Below are 16,868 nucleotides of genomic sequence, written 5' to 3' on the forward strand. Positions count from 1 at the left end.
CTGTGCACTGATGGCGTTTTTCACTTTCGCACACGCATTGTCCAAAACCTTGGGCCGAAGCCTGATTTTCACTTTGACCGCCGCCAAACGGGTGCTATAGACCGCCGAGTTCAGAGCCGCCGCATGCATGTGGCGACAAGGCTCTTCAGTGCGGGTGTGGCGGAATTGGTAGACGCACTTGGTTTAGGTCCAAGCGCCGAGAGGCTTGGGGGTTCGAGTCCCTTCACCCGCACCAGATCCATATTTTTCATGGTTGAGCCAACAGAATACGCTTCGTTTTTCTGATCTGCTCCCTGAAGATTCCTCGAATTGACGTTAGTCTGTCTCCTTCAGTAGGAACAGTCTAGCGTCAATTCGAGGAATCTTCAGGGAGCAGGTCAGGGGGCGATATCGTAGATACACGGTGGGCGAGTTATGGTGAATTGCCCTAGTTCAGTCCGATAGGCGGCTAGTGCGGTCGCGACCTGAGAGTAGGTTTGGACAGCCCGCAAGGTGCAAAACTCGGGTGCTGAGAATTTACTGTCCCGATGGAATCTTCCACTTTGAAGACTCTCGGCTTTGTCGTTCTTCGCGTGCCGTCGGGACCATACCAGCCTCTTGCGGCGTCCAGTCGGGGTCTTGGATCCACAGTCTCAAGGGAACCGGCTTTTTTACATCGCCATTGACGAATATGCGGCGGGGGTAAATGAGATCACTATAACTCGGAGCCACCTCTCCGGTATCTATTGTGATTTGCAATAGGTAAGAACGCGTTGCTTCGGCCGATTTGTGGAAAGGATTGAAATTGAGAATGAAACTTTCCTGCTTTGGGGCAAGACCATAATCCCGGAGATTCATCTGTAGAATGTTTCCACCCGCTGATGACATTTCCGCGAAAAGACTTTTCCCGGACAAATCGAAATCCTCCGGCGTCGATGGAATATTGAGAGGAGGATTGACCTGCCAGCCCTTATGCTTGAGTGTCGCCACGAGCGCTTCTGTGTAGTCGCGAATTTCGTTTAGAGGGAGGGGTTGTGCAAACGGTCGAATAGCGAAACCGTTTACCCGTCCAGCTTCTTGTGTGATTTGCAGGGTACGTCCGGGCGGCAGTTCGAAACTGAAGTTACCTTCAAGATAGTGAAGCTCGATCCAGTTGTCATCGAAGAGGATCGGCATTCTGTCCGTCAACTTATCCGCATCAATTTTATAACCCTGCTCAACACGTGGTCCAATCGACAATTGATTTCGCTCAATGAATTCCTTCAAGGTCATTTGCATGCCGATCTCGATCACTCTCGGCTTGCCTAGTGCAGGATCGTTGCGCCTAAACATGAAATTTACTCCAAGTAATATGGCCAGAGTAATCGGAATGATGATTGATAGTGATCTTATCATGACCTAAAATTACCATGACCAGCCTTGTTGAGTAGAAAGTTTGTCCATCAACGCGTTGTAGTACCCGACACGATCATCGGGGTTCGAAATGGACCCAACGAACGGAACTTTGTCTGTGTCGCCGCAATCTGTAGAGACGGGAATGTCAAACAGGTTGCTTCCGGTGAACGGCTTCTGAATCACATTTGCGACTGACATTTCGGTGAATGTACCTTTATAGTCATCGTACACGTTCTGAACAACATCTCGCTGCTCGTAATCGGCCATCAAATCTGACGCTTGGCGCAAATTGCCGTTCTCCAGACTTTCAAATGACTTGCTGATCTTATTTGGGATTTTTTTGCCCGTAGCGGCATAGCATTTTTTCATGTCTTCATATCCATAACGTGCCTGATATGCGGCCATTGGATAAATGTCGCTGAATATTGCTTTGTTGGCATCTCCCAGTGCTCTGTACATATTTTTTGTGAATGACATGCCCGTCGAAGAGTCCAATGAGTCTTTTATGGATGGAAAGTAACTTCGAATTTTGGCCACTTCCTTCATAGCGCATCCTCCTTGTGAGGAGACTACCGAAGCGAGATTTATCCAGCGGTTGTCTGAGGCTTCTCTGGAGAGATCTGTATAGGCTGCTGTGATCAGTTTATTCCTCTCAATAGGGTCAGATTCGGATGATATTTGGGTAGCTTCTTTCTGAATTTGTTCAATTTTATTCGCGCACTCAGAATTTTCCGCGGAATCACAAGTGGTACATGGATTTGCCGCAGAGCCAGGAACAGACCCTTTGTCGGCCCCGGTTTCGGCGGCCTTCATACTTGCTGCGTCTATGCCACTTATCGGCATGTCATTAGAAAATGCCATCTTACGACATCTCTAACTGCTCAATAATTTCACGCGTCATATCATGAACCCGTTCGTTAGCGGGAAGCGAGAGTTGGTTACCGGTGAAGTGCCGTCTGAAAACTGGATTGCTGTGTATGCGCCCCTTGCTGATTGCTTGCAAGAAGCACCATTTCCGAAATGCGGACTCTTCCGTTACTCCAAATTTTTTTGCCTCGATTATCCAATTTTTTGTGTTGCTGTGAAAATCTGTATTGCTCATTCCAGTAATATAGTTGCTCGCATATTGACGCAGATATTTTCCGGTTCTTTGGGATAGCCAGTTGAGCCGTAGTTCTTCTATCTGCCGATATTCCACTCGCTCGATCCTAAACCATCCCCGCGGTTTCTCCGGTAAAAATTGGGGGCGCGGGAAACTTGCTAGGTTGCCTTGGTCGACAACGATATAGTTCGCATCCCCGAACAGGCGCGAGACCAGTGCGGCGTCCAGTAGCGGCAGGAGCATTGCCATGACGCTCGGGTCGCCGTGTCGGAAGATCACGAGTTCGTAGCGTTGAGGTCCGGCAGGCGGTGGGCCGTGATCGCCATGGTCGCGCGCGCCGTTTTTTTCGCCGGCTGCGTCAAGGGTACCTGCGCTGTCTTCCTCTTCGTCGGGCATATCGGGGGCAACGTTCTCTTCGGGAATCTCAACCACATTCAACCGCCGCAAATGCCGATAGATCTCGTCGGTCGTGCCATCCCCCCGTTCCGGCCAGACCCACCAGACGATTGCCGGCTTGCCGTCCGCCAGTGCAATCAGCTTGCGGGCCGAGCCGCGGGTGGGCAGTTCCACCAGGTGGGGACCTGCGATTTCGGTGTCGGGTGAAGGGTCTTTTTCATCGAGATAAAGCGGATGAAACGGCAGGCCCACCTCGTTCAGCAAATCCTGCAGATTGTCGAAATGGGCGGCGTCGACCACAGCGTAGCGGCGGCCTTCGATCCCGTCGAGAATTTTAATCAGTTCTTCGGTGGTGTCAGCGCCCGGCATCATCAGCCTTTGACAAAGGGCGAGCCGGAGCTTGCCGCCTGTTTGAGGCAGGGTTTGGAGACTTTCGCAAATCCCGGCCCACCCCCACGATCCCCAATCAGCACATTCATCATCCCGGAGACGATTACTCCGCCATGGATGGTCTTGTCGCCCATACGGGCGGCAGGCAGATTATTGAACAGTACCGTCGCCGAGCCTTGGACGATCACATCGGTGGGGCCGACGCAGAGCGCCTTGTCGGTGACGCGGGCGGCGGGGAGGTTACCGATGAGAATATTGGTCGCGCAGCTTGGCAGGATCGGGCCGCCGACATGCGGCACCGGTGGCGTGCCCGGCGTCACCATCGGGCAGGTGTGCATGTCGCTCAGGCGTGCTGCCGGTTTACCCATTTTGCCCTCCGTCTTCTTGTGGTGTGCCGGTCAGCCCAATACAGGCCGTTGCCGCGCCGGGGTGCCGTTCGGGTCATTTCTCCGATGACCTCGGATAGCGTTTGGCGTGTGGGCCTGAGTATTTCTTCGGCCGCGGCACGTTCTTCTTGCTGACCGAACTGCCGCGCGACGGGGCGCCGCCGCAATTGATCCGCACCAGCGTTCCCTCGATCTGGATGCCGGCCGGGCTGATCTTGATGAAATTGCCGCCGACTGACAGGCAGATGCTGACGCCGGCGTCGATCACGACATTGGTTCCGGCGTCGATAAAATAGCTTTGGCCGACATCGACATGGCCCTTGCTGCCGATTTTGCACAGCATGTCGGAGCCGACCTCGTGCTGCAGGTTGCTGCCCACGTCGACCAGCCGGTCGCCACCGACCGTGAGATTTTCGGCGCCACCAATAGTGCGTGTCTGCGAGCCGCCAATGGTTTCGTCGCGCGAACCTCCGACCTCCTCGCGGTGGTCACCGCCGACGGTCATGTCCTTGTCTTTGTCGATCTTCTGCGAATTGGATTTTGCGACGTGAAAATCGCGGTTGCCGCCCACATCCCAGGTCTCGTCGTCCAAAATAATGCTGTTGAGATATTTCTGGCCGTGCAGGAAGATTTCTTCCTCGCCGGACTCGTCCTCGAAGCGGAACTCGTTGTAGCCGGCGGCCTTGTGCGAATCAGATTTGAAGGTGGATCGGGTCTTGAACTGGGGCAGGGTGTAGGGTGGCATGTTTTCGGCGTTGTAGACGCAGCCGGTGACCAGCGGCCGGTCCGGATCGCCCTCGAGAAACTCGACCATGACTTCCATGCCGATGCGCGGGATGATCATCCCGCCCCATTGCTTGCTGGCCCAGTTCTGCGCCACGCGGCAGCGCATCGACTGGTCATCTTCCCGGTCCCAGTGGAACCGCACCAGGATGCGGCCATACTCGTCGCAATCGATTTCCTCGCCTTCCTTGCCCACCACCTTGGCGGTCTGCGGCCCATGCACCAGCGGACGCGGCGTTATCTGCATCGGCCGGAAATCCACCTCGCTTTCGAGGAATTCATACTGGCCTTCGTAGCTGTCCTCACCGGTCGAGCCGGCGCCTGTGCGGTATTGCTGGGATATGAAGCTGTGCTGGCAGCGCAGTACAACGTATTCGGTGTTGTAGGTTGGGAACGGGTAACCGGTGAGTTCGACCAGACTGCCGGGAAAAGGGTGACGCAATTGCCTGACGCCATGCATCTTTTGTCGAGGGCTGCCTCCGATTCCATCCTGATCTGCGCCACGGTCTTGCCTGCGCCCTGATCAAGATGACGGCCAGGGTAATCATAGATTTCCTTGTCAGCGTGCTCGTAGGTGGCCGTTCCGTCGTGGACACCCTCCATCTTGGCTGAGGGGGTTTTGAAATTGTAGTCCCGTACGGATACCTTGCCGGAGGTGAAGCGCCTCTCGGGAATGAAATGATGGATGCATTCGCTGGCGCGGCGGTCCTGTCCGGCCAGCGGCAGATAGGGGCGGGATCCGCCAGGCGCCGCCTCGCACTGGCTGGTGTTGTCGAACATGACAAGTTTGTGCGAGCCGTCCTGGTGGGTGAAAAACCAGCTGATGCCGTTTTCTTCCATCAGCCGGCAGACAAAGGCCATATCGGTTTCGCGGTACTGCACACAATATTCGATCGGCTGAAACGCGGCAGCAGTGCGGTCGTCAAATTCGGCCAGGGCGCCATGGCGTCCCAAGACTTCGGAGATGATGTCGGTGACGGTTTTTTCGTGAAAAATGAAACAATCGGCGCGGTGCGATAACAGCCAGAGCCAGGGCCGCAGAACCAGTCGGTAGCAATGGAAATGGTCACGGACGCCAAGCCACTGGGTCTCGGTCAGAATTCCATCGAACTTGCGCTCGCCGCCGGATGTGCCGTGAATGGTCAGAGTGACGTTCTTGCCGATGGCGTTGTCGAAATCCAGATCGCCTTGCATGCTCAAGGCTTCTATCCGATACTCGAAAAGTTCACTCACGCCTTCCGAGCCATCAAACCGGGACAACGCCAGCACGTCCTTGCCAAATGGCGTTTCGAGAACGCCGGCGCGTTTGTCCTGTTTAAGCGTGATAGCGTTCATCAACCCCTCCGCGACCAGTGGCGGTCATGGCCGACACAGTTCGGTGATCTCGGGTGCCGGTGTCGGCATCGGCATCGACAAAGTTGGAACTGGTACGGTGACGCTGACCGGCGTCAATACCTATACCGGTACGACAACGGTGAGCGCCGGAACCTTTGCGCTGACAGGTGTAGGCGCGCTTGCCTCGACCGATATCGACATCAGCAATGGCGGCACACTCCAGACCGACGGCAGTGCTTTGGCGGACGGCTCCGACATCGACATTGCCGCCGGGGGAACGCTTGACATTGATGGCTCTGAAAACCTTGGTGCCACCTCGACGCTGGACCTCAATGGCGCCGGTGCTCTGGTTGACATTGCGGCGGGCCAGACCCTTTCCGTCGGCACAATCACGACGGCAGACGGCTCGACTGTCACGATCAACGCCGGCGCCACGCTGGCGGGGCTTGGCAACACCATCAACAATGGCGGCGTCATGAATGTCGCCGACACCGGATCGGTCACCGATGCCGGTGCCATCAACAACCTGGTCACGGGCGTTTACAACTTCGCCGGTGCGGCGACCTTTGATTCAGATTCGGACAATGCCGGTGCAGAGCAGATCACCAATGACGGTCAGATCAATCTGAATGGCAACAACACCCAGATCGTCAATATCGGCCCGAACGGCAACAATGATCTGCTCAACCAGAACGCTGGTCAGGTCGAGTTATTGTCAAATCTGGTGTTTGAGGCTTGTCGGTCATGCGGCGATCTGGTGGGGGTTTGTAGCTTCAATTCCGTCTTTGAACGTGACGCCTGTGATGACTTTGGCCAGGTAATCAAAGCCGCGTAGTTTTCGCCAGTTTTGCTCGGCGCATTGCCCCAGCTTGAACATCATGTGCAGCATGCCTTCGCGGGTCAGGCAGCCCTTTGAACGCTTGGTGCGATGCCGGATCGTGGCAAACGCAGATTCAATTGGGTTGCTGGTGCGGATGCTCTGCCAATGCTGGGCGGGGAAGTCGAAGAATGCCATGAGCTCTTCGCGATCTTTTTGCAGGCACAGCGCTGCCTTGGGATACTTTGGCTCATAGGTTTTGATGAACAAATCGAATGCCTTGTTCGCATCGTCTTTGGTCTCAGCCTGCCAGATATCGTGGATCGCGGCCTTGGCCTTTGGCTGAGACAGCTTGGGCAGGCAGTTGAGCACGTTCATCGTTTTGTGCTGCCAACATCGCTGCTGGCGGGTCTCGGGGTATACTTCCTCCAGCGCCGCCCAGAACCCCATGGCTCCGTCTCCAATCGCCAGCTTGGGGGCATTCATTCCTCGGCTGTTCAGGCTCAACAGAACCTCGCGCCAACTCTGCGTGGACTCGCGCACCCCGTCCTCAATGGCCAGGAACCGCTTTTTGCCACGGGCCGTAACGCCAACAATCACAAGGGCGCACAGCTTGTCGTTCTCGCCCCGAAGCCCGCTATGGACGCCGTCAGCCCAGATATAGACGATTGGCTCGTCATCGAACGCAGCGTCTCTCCAACCGTCGTACTCCTTTGCCCAATCACGCTTGAGCCGCGACACAGTATTCGCCGATAAGCCAGCGGCATCAGGGCCCAGAAGAACCTTGAGGGCAGCGCCCATTTCGCCGCTGGAAACACCTTTGAGATAAAGCCATGGCAAGGCCGCTTCCAACGTTCTGGTTCTGCGCACATAGGGTGGCACCAGGGCAGATCGAAATGTCACCGGTGTGCCGTCCTTGGATCGAACCTTTGGAATGCGCACGTTCACGGGGCCAATGCCGGTCTGTACTGGCCGAGCCGGATGATGCCCATTACGAACAACAGCTGCGTGACCTGCCTCAGTGCGCAAGTCGGCAAATTGCGCCAGATAACTGACAAGCTCTGCCTCGACTGCTGTCGCGATCAATTGCTGGGCTCCCGTTCTCAACAAATCCGTCAGCGTGTCCGTCATCCCGTCTCGACGCGCAAAATCAACAATGTTAGTCGTCTCCATGGTGGCGTATCTCCTTTGGTTGGGCTGCTGTCTCGCAACAACAAATCAACCAGATACGCCGCCAACCTTCAAACCGCCCAAACACCAGATTCAGTCATAGCTCGGTCAGGTCAACGTCAATGCCGGCCGTCTCGATGTGGCCGGCACGCTGACCAATTCGTCGCCAGGCGCGGCCGTTGGCGGTGTTGGCGGTGTCGACATTGCAGCGGGCGGTATCCTGACAACGACTGCGCTGGCAAACAATGCCGGCGGCGAGGTCACCAATGCCGGCACGATCGATGGCGATCTGAGCAATGCCGGCACGACGACGAACTCCGGATCGGTCACCGGCACGCTGATGGTATCGGGCGGTTTGTTTGACCAGAACACCGGCGGTTCGGTTGCCGGAGCTACGACGATCACCGGCGGCACCGTGACCAATGCGGGCACTCTGGCCGCAGTGGACAACCAGGCTTCGTTCACCAATGAGGCCGGTGGCGTGGCTGGCGCTGTGACCAACAGCGGCACCGGCTCTAACGCTGGCACGATTGCCTCGCTGGCCAATAGCGGCACCTTCAGTAACACTGCGACGATCAGTGGCGATGCCTCCAATACGGCCGGCACGACGACGAACACCGGATCGGTGGGCGGTACGCTCACGGTCTCGGGCGGTTTGTTTGACCAGAACACCGGCGGCTCGGTTGCCGGAGCTACGACGATCACCGGCGGCACCGTGACCAATGCGGGCACTCTGGCCGCAGTGGACAATCAGGCTTCGTTCACCAATGAGGCCGGTGGCGTGGCTGGCGCTGTGACCAACAGCGGCACCGGCTCTAACGCCGGCACGATTGCCTCGCTGGCCAATAGCGGCACCTTCAGTAACACTGCGACGATCAGTGGCGATGCCTCCAATACGGCCGGCACGACGACGAACACCGGATCGGTGGGCGGTACGCTCACGGTCTCGGGCGGTTTGTTTGACCAGAACACCGGCGGTTCGGTTGCCGGAGCCACGACGATCACCGGCGGCACCGTGACCAATGCGGGCACTCTGGCGTCAGTAAACAACCAGGCTTCGTTCACCAACGAGGCCGGAGGCACGGCGGGCGCTGTGACCAACAGCGGCACCGGCTCGAACGCCGGCACGATTGCCAGCGTTTCGAACGCCAACATTTTCGCCAATATGAACAACATAACCGGTGTCTTCACCCAGAGCGCCGGCACGATGACCAATACCGGCACGATCGGCGGTCTTGCCACCGTTGATGGCGGGACGTTCGACAATAATGGCGGAACGCTCAATGGTGGCCTCACCAACAACGCGATCTTCAACTCCAACGGCGGCACTCTGATCGGGACAGTCAACCCGATCATCAACAATGCCACTTTCAATCAGGCAGGCACGACCGCAGCCACCGGAGTCTTCAACAATACGGGGACGTTCAACATGAACGGCAGCGCGTTGAACGGCTTCTCTGCCTTCAACAACACCGGCACCGTCAACGCGCTCGGCGCCTCGACACTTGGTGGTCCGGTGAACAACACCGGCGGCACGGTTTCGCTGCTCGATGGCGCGACCGACGATGTTCTGACCGTCAACGGCAATGTGACGAATGGCGGCGGCGGCACCTACAATTTCGATCTGGCGCTGACCAATGCGGCGACCGGCCTGGTCGACACCATGGTCATCGACGGTTCGCTGGCCGGAACGATCGATGTCAACTTCACACCAATCGTTGTCTCCAGCCGCGACACCCCTGGCGACACGACCGTGATCACGACGACGGGCAACGGCGGCAGCAACATTGGAACAGTGACCGGATTGGTGAGCGGCCCGTTCGTCCAGTACAACCTTGTTGACAGCGGCAATAATTACGTCATCCGGACAACACTCAATCTGGGGACATTGGGCGGCCTGGTTGGCAGTCTCAGTTCGGTTCAGAACATCGTGAACTCGGCGATCAACCGCCCGACCAGCGCTTTCGTAGCAACGCCGATCGGTGTTGAGCCTGACACCTGTTCGCCAGGCGTCTATGGCCGCATGACCGCTGGAACATCGACTGCGACCTCGACCACTTCGAGCCCGCTTTCTGCATCCGCGAGCACCGAAGTTGATGTCAATTATGGCGGCTTCCAGGGTGGTGCGGATTGGGGCTGCTTCAATATCGGCGGCGATGGCGCATCGGTCAATCTGGGTGTTCTCGGCGGTGTCAGTCTCGGCACGGCCAATCAGAACCAGAACCTCATCACCTCGAGCAACCGCTTCACGTCACGGAACATCGGAGCTTACGCCACCTATTCCAAGGGTCGTTTTTTCGCAGATATCCAGACGATGTTCGACTGGACCCGGTTCGAGATCAACTCGATGGCAAACGGTCAGGTGTTCGTACAGGATGACTCGTTCGACACCCGCCGCTTCACCGTCAGCGGTTCGATGGGGTATGCCTTCTCGTTCGACGATGTGTCCGTGGTGCCAACGACCGGGTTCAGTTACTCGCGGACTTCGGCAGACAATGTCACCATTGATGCCTCACCGGGTGGTACATTGCAGTTTGATGATGTTGAAAACATTATCGGATTTGCAAGCTTGACCGTGGCTAAAACCTATATCCTGCCAAATGAAACATCGGCATTGCAGCCTTTCGTCACGGCCAGCATCTACAATGATTTCGGCGAGGATCCGTCCGTCAATTACATTGCGCCAAGTCTTGCTGTAACGCCGACTTCGACAACCAATTTCGGGACCTATGGCGAATTTTCGGCCGGTGTGAACTATCGCAATATTCTTGACGCCGAAAACGGCAGTTTGCGTGAGGTCAGTGCCAGTATCCGTGGCGATGTCACATTCAACGAGAACCTCCTGGGCGGCCGCATCACGGCTAACCTGAGACTGCAGTTCTAACATCGCACAGATGCGTGGTGGAGTTTGGGCGATATGTTGAACGGCGTAGTGTCGGCTGTGGTGATTGCGCTCTGCATGATCACCAGCGGGAATTCATTCGCCCAATCGGAGACGCAGAAGGGGCCGCGCGCGCAAACTGCGGACGCTCTGCCTGCGTGGATTGTATCCTGCAGCAATGCCAACAGCGCCGGCGCTTTCAACTGCACGATGGAACAGACCCTGTTTGTGTCTTCCTCCGGGCAACGTCTGTTGGCCATGAAGCTCGTACGGAATCCGTCTGACAGGGCGCAGGTCGTTGCCACCCTGTCGCTTCCCCATGGCATCTTGCTGGATGAGGGCGCGACTTTCTGGGTGGATGATGGCGCGAAATCGGTGGCAACCATTTCTCACGCCGACGCGTCGGGGAGTTACGCGACTTTCCAGCTTGAACCGAAACTTGCCGATGCTCTGCGCAGGGGCAAGGTGTTCAATATTTCGGCGAAATCGCTTGATGGCGAGGATTTTGTCTTCGGATTGTCACTGGTTGGATTCTCTGCGGTCTACGACATCCTGATGGGCGCCAAGCCTTGATACTGGTCGCGTCGCGCAAAACTGCACCGCGGTTTGGCGATAACGACATTGAAAACCCGAGAACGACGGCGCAGCTCCAGGATGCTGAATGATTGGGCGCGCATCTATGGCTCGGTTTGGCTGGATCGTCGCCAGTCGGTATGTCGCTTAGGCTTGCCATTTGGCGCAAAATCGCATAGTTGCGGGGCAGGTCGGTGAGGCTTGGTTTCACCGGAGCATATGTTTGCGGAAAATGGGACACAATCGGACCATCAGATTGGAACCCACAACGCTGAATGCGAAGACTGCAAATGCGGAAAGAGCAAAGTCAGTCAGTGGGTTGACGTCAGAGATGGCGTAAATGTTTGACCCACTTGACGAGATCTAGCCGCTCCAGTTTGTCGTCCGGTCCGGCCGCCGCTTGGCGCAGGAGGGCAGGGCGAGCACGAGAAAGTGTCCGGCCGGTTGATCCCGGTTTGGAACTTATTTTGAAGAATGCCACAAGCGACGCCGGATAACCGGCCCAGTCGCGGGGCCAACCCGAACGGTCGCAGTCGCGAGGAAATGAAGGTTTGAACATGCAGGTTACCGAAACGCTGGCCGAAGGGCTGAAGCGCGAATTGAAGGTTGTCGTTCCCGCTCAGGATATGGCGTCACAGCTCAATGAGAAGCTGGCTGAAGCCAAGGGAAAAATGCAGATCAAAGGCTTTCGCCCGGGCAAAGTGCCGATCTCGCACATCAAGAAGGTCTATGGCCGTTCGATGATGGCGCAGATGGTCAATGACATGATCCAGGAAAAGCCAACCTCGATTCTTGCCGAGCGTGGAGAAAGGGCTGCAACCCAGCCGGAAATCTCCATGACCGAGGACGAGAAAGAAGCTGATCTAATTCTCAGCGGCGCAGCCGACTTCGAATTCACCATGGTCTACGAAGTCATTCCGGCTTTTGATGTAGCGGATTTTTCCAGCTTCAAGGTCGTGCGCGAGATTGTTGACGTACCGGCGGAAGAAGTTGAGGAGCAGGTGCTCCGTGTTGCTGAAAACAGCCGCACCTATGAGCCGAAGACCGGCAAGGCTGCCGATGGCGACAAGGTGACTGTTGATTACCTCGGAAAGATCGATGGCGAAGCTTTTGAAGGCGGCGCCGATCAGGATGCCGAACTGGTTATCGGTTCCAACCGCTTCATTCCCGGCTTTGAAGAGCAGTTGATTGGCGTCAAGGCCGGCGACGAGACTGTCATCAAGGTGACGTTCCCGGCTGATTACCAGGCTGCCCATCTGGCCGGCAAGGAAGCTGCCTTCGACATTACCGTCAAGGCGGTTGCGGCTCCGGGCGCACTCGAAATCAATGACGAAACGGCCAAGACACTGGGTCTCGATTCTGCTGAAAAGCTGCGCGAAGTCGTTCGCTCGCAGATCGAAAGCCAGTATGGCCAGGCCACCCGTCAGAAGCTGAAGCGCCAGATTCTCGACCAGCTCGACGAAGCACACAAGTTCGAATCGCCTTCCAAGCTGGTGGATGCCGAGTTTGAAAGCATCTGGCGCCAGATCAACCAGGAACTGAGCGACAACGGCAAGACGTTTGAAGACGAAGACACCACGGAAGAAGCTGCGCGCGAGGAATATCGCACATTGGCCGAGCGCCGGGTTCGTCTTGGTCTGGTTCTGTCCAAGGTCGGCGAAGAAGCCGGCATTCAGGTCAGCGATGAAGAACTGCAGCGGTCGCTGTTTGAGCAGGTCCGCAAGTTCCCGGGCCAGGAACAGGAAATCTACGAATATTTCCAGAAGACTCCTGGCGCCGTCGCTTCGCTGCGGGCTCCGATCTTTGAAGAAAAGACCATTGATCACCTGATGACCGTCATTGACGTGACGGACAAGACAGTGACCAAGGAAGAGCTGATGGCTGACGACGAAGCGGAAGCTTCGGAGAAGAAGCCGGCTGCAAAGAAAAAGGCGCCTGCCAAGAAGAAGGCCGCCAAGAAGGACGAAGCTGCAGCAACCGACGCCGAATAAGCGGACTGCGTAGCAACAGACGAAAAAGCCGCCTTTCGAGGCGGCTTTTTTATGGGGAGCTCGCTGTGCCGGGGCCTGCGTTCAATTGCTTGTGGCCGTCCGACCACGCCAATACTGCTTTGCAGCCGGATCAATCTGCATTTTTTTAATGAGTTGTCCGAGCGTAGCTGTTGCGATGTCGGGCCACTTTACAGATGGCTCGAGCGCAATCCTCAACAAACCTTCCAGCAGGATTGTTGAATTCACGATACTCTCAATATCGGTCTCCACCGGCAGGATGCGAACTTCAAACGTGTGCTTCTCATCCGTTGGATAGATCATGTTCATCAGGTTGAAATCGACATATTTCGTCAGTTTCAATTGCCGAAGCCTTGTGCGGGCGTCTGTCCAGTTCATATCCGCAAAGGCCGGGCTGGTCACCATCGCCAACAGGTCGTCAGGCCATTTGCCCAGGCGAGTGCAGCGCGGGTTGGTGCCAAACAACTGCTTTAGCTGATCGCCGAAGCGATCAAAGATCACCACGAGTTTGGCGAAGGCCTGTGGCGTGCACAGAGGTGCGGCGTCAAAGTGAACATGCAGTGCCGCTTCAGAAGGGATTGTAAACCCCATTGCGAATGCAGGCTCCAGCAGGGCTGCCAGCCGCTGCGCATGATTCTCGCTGATCGGTGGCGTGATGATTTCGCAAGGCCGCTCCCGTTCGCTGGGAAGCTGCGAAGCCATAGCAATGGGAGCGCCCGTGCTGTCGGCCAAACGAACCATTCCGTTGTCGAAGTGCTGCAGACGGGCGCCGAAAAGAGCCGCGATGGGCTCAAGGACAGCGCCGACCGTTGATGCAGGATCGGCATGGCGTTTGATCAATCGGATCAACCGGGCGTCGTCGCCGACTATGCGAAACCAGCCCGGTTTGGGTGCCGCCTGCTTGTCGAGATCGGCCTGGATCGTCATGTCGTCGGCGCAGCGGGCGATCAGCTTGCCGTCCGCATCAAGCGCGTCGTAGCCAAGGGTCAGGTTCTCGAAGACCTGTACGCCTTCGAGGTCTATGAGTTCGGCCTGCGGAACGAAAACGGGGGCAATCGAGCCCCCGTCGGTGCCCTGCGCCAGACGCAAGGCAAGATCTTTTCTACTGAGCCCTGCAGGGGCTAGCAATTCGATCTCGTAGCCAGTTTTCCAGTGAATCACTGGCATAGCAAAGCCGCTGGACTTCGCTTTGTTTGTTCTATCGCGCCTTTGCCAACTCGCCGAGCACCCAGCCGTTGCCGCCGCCTTCTACGTTGAGGATGATCTTCATCTTGGCGTCATACGGGGTCATGTTCTGATTCCATTCCTTGTTCCAGTAACTGGCAAGGCTGGCGGCGTCGTCATAGCTGTAGGGTGGATTGTCTGCGTCTTCGAATTCGCAGGATTGGCCTGATTGGGAAAACATTTGGGCGGCGGCCCGGATTTTCTGGTCGAGGGCGCGTGTCTGGCGATTGAGAATCATCTGACCGGCAGAGACTTTGGCGTCCCAGATATTGTTGCCGCCCGTCGATCCTGACCAGAAATGTGCCAGCACCTTGGCGTCGCAATAGGTATATTTCTGCCCGACATAAAATGTGGCAGCAGGTTCCTGGGCCAAAGCAGAAGACGGAAGCAATGCCGCTCCTACAACCGTGGCTGCTCCAGTCATTACGTCACGCCGTGAGATGTCGGTTTTCTTAGTCATGTATTGCAACCCCAGATTATTTTCTCAAAAAAATACATTTTATCAATCGACTTCAAGAGAGCGCCAAATATGCAGCATAACCCTTTAAATCTAATGGAAAAATCTAATGTAATTCTGCTGGGGTCGCAAGGTTATTTCGACATGGCCGGTCATTATCGCGCAGAAAATGATCCGAGCCGGCTACGGCGCCGACTTACCGTTGCATCCCGCCCGTGTCGGGCAATAGTCTTCAGCTTATCGTTTCACGTGTTTCTGCCACCAACAGATTCTATATCAGCTTCAGACCCTTGAGGCTGGCGTGACCGTCCTTGCCGATGATGATGTGGTCATGCACGGTGATCCCGAGCGGTTTGGCCGTGTCGATGATGAGCTTGGTCATCTCGATGTCGGCGCGCGACGGGGTCGGATCTCCAGATGGGTGGTTGTGGACCAGAATGATCGCTGTGGCTGAAAGTTCGAGCGCGCGCTTGACCACTTCGCGTGGATAGACCGGGGTGTGGTCGACCGTTCCTGTCTGCTGTATTTCGTCGGCAATGAGGGTGTTCTTCTTGTCCAGGAACAGCACCCGGAATTGTTCGCGTGCTTCGAAGGCCATGGCTGCGCGGCAATATTCGATCACGGCGGACCAGGACGCCAGAACCTGCCGATCCTTGAGTTCGCCCTTGAGCATCCGGTGCGCGATCGCGGCTACCAGCTTGAGATCGGTGGCGACGCTGTCGCCAACCCCCTTGATCTCGGTCAGCAGGTGGGTCGGGGCGCCAAGCACCTCGGGGAGGGAGCCGAACCGGGCAAGAAGCGCCTTGGCGATCGGCTTGGTGTCGCGGCGCGGGATCAGGCGGAACAGCAGCAGTTCGAGCAGTTCATAATCGGCGAGCGCCCGGTCGCCGCTGTCGCGAAACCGCAAACGCAAGCGGTCGCGATGGCCGTGATAGTGCTCCTCGGAGCCTGCCGGATTTGCAGAGGCGTCAACCGCAAGCCCTTTGGGTTTGCCCTGCCTGGTTTCGGCGAAATAGCTGCGCTCGTCTTCCGGCGCGGATACCGGACCTTCATCATTGATGCCGCCGTGATCCGGTCCGTTGTCGTTTCGGTCCGGGGGGCGGCGTGATGTCATGCGGGCAGACCGGGCCGGTCCAGTCCGGCCGGCGACAGGGTGAAGATCTCGCAGCCATCCTCGGTGACACCGATTGTATGTTCGTACTGGGCAGTCAGTGACCGATCCCGTGTCACCGCAGTCCAGCCATCAGACAGCACTTTGACATGCGGGCGGCCCAGATTGATCATCGGCTCAATGGTGAAGATCATTCCGGGGCGCATTTCAGGGCCTTCGTCCGGGCGGCCGTAATGCAGGATGTTGGGCGCATCGTGAAACAGTTTTCCGACGCCATGGCCGCAAAAATCGCGCACCACCGAGCAGCGCTCGGCTTCGGCGAATCGCTGGATGGCGTCACCGATGGCGCCGATGCGGGCGCCCGGCTTGACCGCCTGGATGCCGAGCATCAGCGTCGCATGGGTGATCTCCATCAGCCGCTCGGCAGAACGCTTGATCTCGCCGACGGGATACATGCGGCTGGAATCACCGTGCCAGCCGTCAAGCACATAGGTGACGTCGATATTGACAATTTCACCTTCTCGCAGTGGCTTGTCATTGGGGATGCCATGGCAGACGACATGGTTGATCGAGGTGCAGCAGGATTTGGTGTAGCCGCGGTAATTCAGCGTCGCGGGCAGGGCGCCATTGTCCATGCCGAATTCAAACACGAACCGGTCGATCTCGTTGGTGGTCACGCCGGGAACAACCCGGGACACGAGTTCATCCAGACAACGGGCTGTGATCTGGCTTGCCTTGCGCATGCCTTCAAAGCCATCCGGGCCATAAAGCCGGATCTGGCCGGTGTTTTTCATCGGGGCCGATGCAGCGTCGATATAGGTAACCATGGCAGGCTCGCTTTGTCTTGTCCCGGCCGGCGC

General features: G+C 56.9%; 14 protein-coding genes, 1 tRNA gene and 1 pseudogene. 5 read left to right on the forward strand and 11 right to left on the reverse strand.

Going from position 1 to position 16,868, the window contains the following annotated elements; genetic code table 11:
- Positions 1-150: 150 nt before the first annotated feature.
- A tRNA-Leu gene (locus IMCC20628_RS08810) sits at positions 151-235 on the forward strand.
- 281 nt (positions 236-516) lie between these two features.
- Here IMCC20628_RS08810 and IMCC20628_RS08815 read toward each other — a convergent pair.
- The 6 genes and pseudogenes from IMCC20628_RS08815 to tssI (IMCC20628_RS08835) all read right to left on the reverse strand — a co-directional run.
- A complete protein-coding gene (locus tag IMCC20628_RS08815; RefSeq protein ID WP_047029915.1) occupies positions 517-1,311 on the reverse strand; it encodes a hypothetical protein in 795 nt (264 codons plus the stop codon).
- Between the two features lie 72 nt (positions 1,312-1,383).
- Positions 1,384-2,235, reverse strand: a complete 852-nt coding sequence (locus IMCC20628_RS25065) for a hypothetical protein (RefSeq protein ID WP_156174447.1) — start codon at positions 2,233-2,235, stop codon at positions 1,384-1,386.
- A gap of 1 nt (position 2,236) precedes the next feature.
- Entirely contained in the window at positions 2,237-3,244 is a 1,008-nt protein-coding gene (locus IMCC20628_RS08825) for a DUF4123 domain-containing protein (RefSeq protein WP_047029917.1), read from the reverse strand.
- The gene (locus IMCC20628_RS08830; protein WP_082128074.1) at positions 3,244-3,630 is read right to left on the reverse strand and encodes a PAAR domain-containing protein; all 387 of its coding nucleotides are present in this window, start codon (positions 3,628-3,630) and stop codon (positions 3,244-3,246) included. Before IMCC20628_RS08830 ends, IMCC20628_RS08825 begins: the two co-directional genes overlap by 1 nt.
- 73 nt (positions 3,631-3,703) lie before the next feature.
- Positions 3,704-4,891 carry a type VI secretion system tip protein TssI/VgrG gene (gene tssI / locus IMCC20628_RS24225; protein WP_245307899.1) on the reverse strand — a complete coding sequence of 396 codons (1,188 nt, stop codon included), beginning with the start codon at positions 4,889-4,891 and terminating at the stop codon, positions 3,704-3,706.
- Positions 4,855-5,766, reverse strand: a pseudogene (tssI, locus tag IMCC20628_RS08835) (type VI secretion system tip protein TssI/VgrG); the annotation flags it as partial. The pseudogene tssI (IMCC20628_RS08835) and the gene tssI (IMCC20628_RS24225), both read right to left, overlap by 37 nt.
- Here tssI (IMCC20628_RS08835) and IMCC20628_RS08840 point away from each other — a divergent pair.
- On the forward strand, positions 5,753-6,601 hold the full coding sequence (locus IMCC20628_RS08840) for an autotransporter-associated beta strand repeat-containing protein (RefSeq protein WP_245307900.1): 849 nt from the start codon (positions 5,753-5,755) through the stop codon (positions 6,599-6,601). The pseudogene tssI (IMCC20628_RS08835) and the gene IMCC20628_RS08840 sit on opposite strands and share 14 nt — an antisense overlap.
- Here IMCC20628_RS08840 and IMCC20628_RS08845 read toward each other — a convergent pair.
- Positions 6,509-7,756 carry an IS256 family transposase gene (locus IMCC20628_RS08845; protein WP_047029227.1) on the reverse strand — a complete coding sequence of 416 codons (1,248 nt, stop codon included), beginning with the start codon at positions 7,754-7,756 and terminating at the stop codon, positions 6,509-6,511. The two genes, IMCC20628_RS08840 and IMCC20628_RS08845, sit on opposite strands and share 93 nt — an antisense overlap.
- 136 nt (positions 7,757-7,892) lie before the next feature.
- On the opposite strand from IMCC20628_RS08845, the gene IMCC20628_RS08850 reads away from it, so the two are divergent.
- From IMCC20628_RS08850 to tig, 3 genes are all read left to right on the forward strand, one after another.
- Positions 7,893-10,637, forward strand: coding sequence for a hypothetical protein (locus IMCC20628_RS08850; protein ID WP_047029919.1), 2,745 nt, complete (start codon positions 7,893-7,895; stop codon positions 10,635-10,637).
- Positions 10,638-10,670: 33 nt separating this feature from the next.
- Positions 10,671-11,207 (forward strand): invasion associated locus B family protein, encoded by a 537-nt coding sequence (locus IMCC20628_RS08855; RefSeq protein WP_047029920.1) that lies wholly within the window; start codon positions 10,671-10,673, stop codon positions 11,205-11,207.
- Positions 11,208-11,764: 557 nt separating this feature from the next.
- The gene (tig, locus tag IMCC20628_RS08860) at positions 11,765-13,198 is read left to right on the forward strand and encodes a trigger factor (protein WP_047029921.1); all 1,434 of its coding nucleotides are present in this window, start codon (positions 11,765-11,767) and stop codon (positions 13,196-13,198) included.
- 81 nt (positions 13,199-13,279) lie between these two features.
- Here tig and IMCC20628_RS08865 read toward each other — a convergent pair whose 3' ends face one another.
- The 4 genes from IMCC20628_RS08865 to map form a co-directional block, all read right to left on the reverse strand.
- Entirely contained in the window at positions 13,280-14,383 is a 1,104-nt protein-coding gene (locus IMCC20628_RS08865; protein ID WP_047029922.1) for an amidoligase family protein, read from the reverse strand.
- Between the two features lie 31 nt (positions 14,384-14,414).
- Positions 14,415-14,900 (reverse strand): twin-arginine translocation signal domain-containing protein, encoded by a 486-nt coding sequence (locus tag IMCC20628_RS08870; protein WP_156174449.1) that lies wholly within the window; start codon positions 14,898-14,900, stop codon positions 14,415-14,417.
- A 268-nt stretch (positions 14,901-15,168) separates the two neighbouring features.
- Positions 15,169-16,011: a DNA repair protein RadC gene (gene radC, locus IMCC20628_RS08875; protein ID WP_082128076.1), complete on the reverse strand. Its 843-nt coding sequence runs from the start codon at positions 16,009-16,011 to the stop codon at positions 15,169-15,171.
- On the reverse strand, positions 16,008-16,835 hold the full coding sequence (map, locus tag IMCC20628_RS08880) for a type I methionyl aminopeptidase (protein ID WP_047029924.1): 828 nt from the start codon (positions 16,833-16,835) through the stop codon (positions 16,008-16,010). The genes radC and map overlap by 4 nt, the downstream gene beginning before the upstream one ends.
- Between the last annotated feature and the right edge of the window lie 33 nt (positions 16,836-16,868).

This window comes from Hoeflea sp. IMCC20628 (assembly GCF_001011155.1).
Classification (GTDB): Bacteria; Pseudomonadota; Alphaproteobacteria; order Rhizobiales; family Rhizobiaceae; genus Hoeflea.

Excerpts from the sequence above, each read along its gene's own strand:
- IMCC20628_RS08815 (WP_047029915.1), bottom strand. The coding sequence starts at position 1,311 with ATGTTTAGGCGCAACGATCCTGCACTAGGCAAGCCGAGAGTGATCGAG.
- IMCC20628_RS25065 (WP_156174447.1), bottom strand. The coding sequence starts at position 2,235 with ATGGCATTTTCTAATGACATGCCGATAAGTGGCATAGACGCAGCAAGT.
- IMCC20628_RS08825 (WP_047029917.1), bottom strand. The coding sequence starts at position 3,244 with ATGATGCCGGGCGCTGACACCACCGAAGAACTGATTAAAATTCTCGAC.
- IMCC20628_RS08830 (WP_082128074.1), bottom strand. The coding sequence starts at position 3,630 with ATGGGTAAACCGGCAGCACGCCTGAGCGACATGCACACCTGCCCGATG.
- tssI (WP_245307899.1), bottom strand. The coding sequence starts at position 4,891 with ATGCATGGCGTCAGGCAATTGCGTCACCCTTTTCCCGGCAGTCTGGTC.
- IMCC20628_RS08845 (WP_047029227.1), bottom strand. The coding sequence starts at position 7,756 with ATGGAGACGACTAACATTGTTGATTTTGCGCGTCGAGACGGGATGACG.
- IMCC20628_RS08855 (WP_047029920.1), top strand. The coding sequence starts at position 10,671 with ATGTTGAACGGCGTAGTGTCGGCTGTGGTGATTGCGCTCTGCATGATC.
- tig (WP_047029921.1), top strand. The coding sequence starts at position 11,765 with ATGCAGGTTACCGAAACGCTGGCCGAAGGGCTGAAGCGCGAATTGAAG.
- IMCC20628_RS08865 (WP_047029922.1), bottom strand. The coding sequence starts at position 14,383 with ATGCCAGTGATTCACTGGAAAACTGGCTACGAGATCGAATTGCTAGCC.
- IMCC20628_RS08870 (WP_156174449.1), bottom strand. The coding sequence starts at position 14,900 with ATGACTAAGAAAACCGACATCTCACGGCGTGACGTAATGACTGGAGCA.
- radC (WP_082128076.1), bottom strand. The coding sequence starts at position 16,011 with ATGACATCACGCCGCCCCCCGGACCGAAACGACAACGGACCGGATCAC.
- map (WP_047029924.1), bottom strand. The coding sequence starts at position 16,835 with ATGGTTACCTATATCGACGCTGCATCGGCCCCGATGAAAAACACCGGC.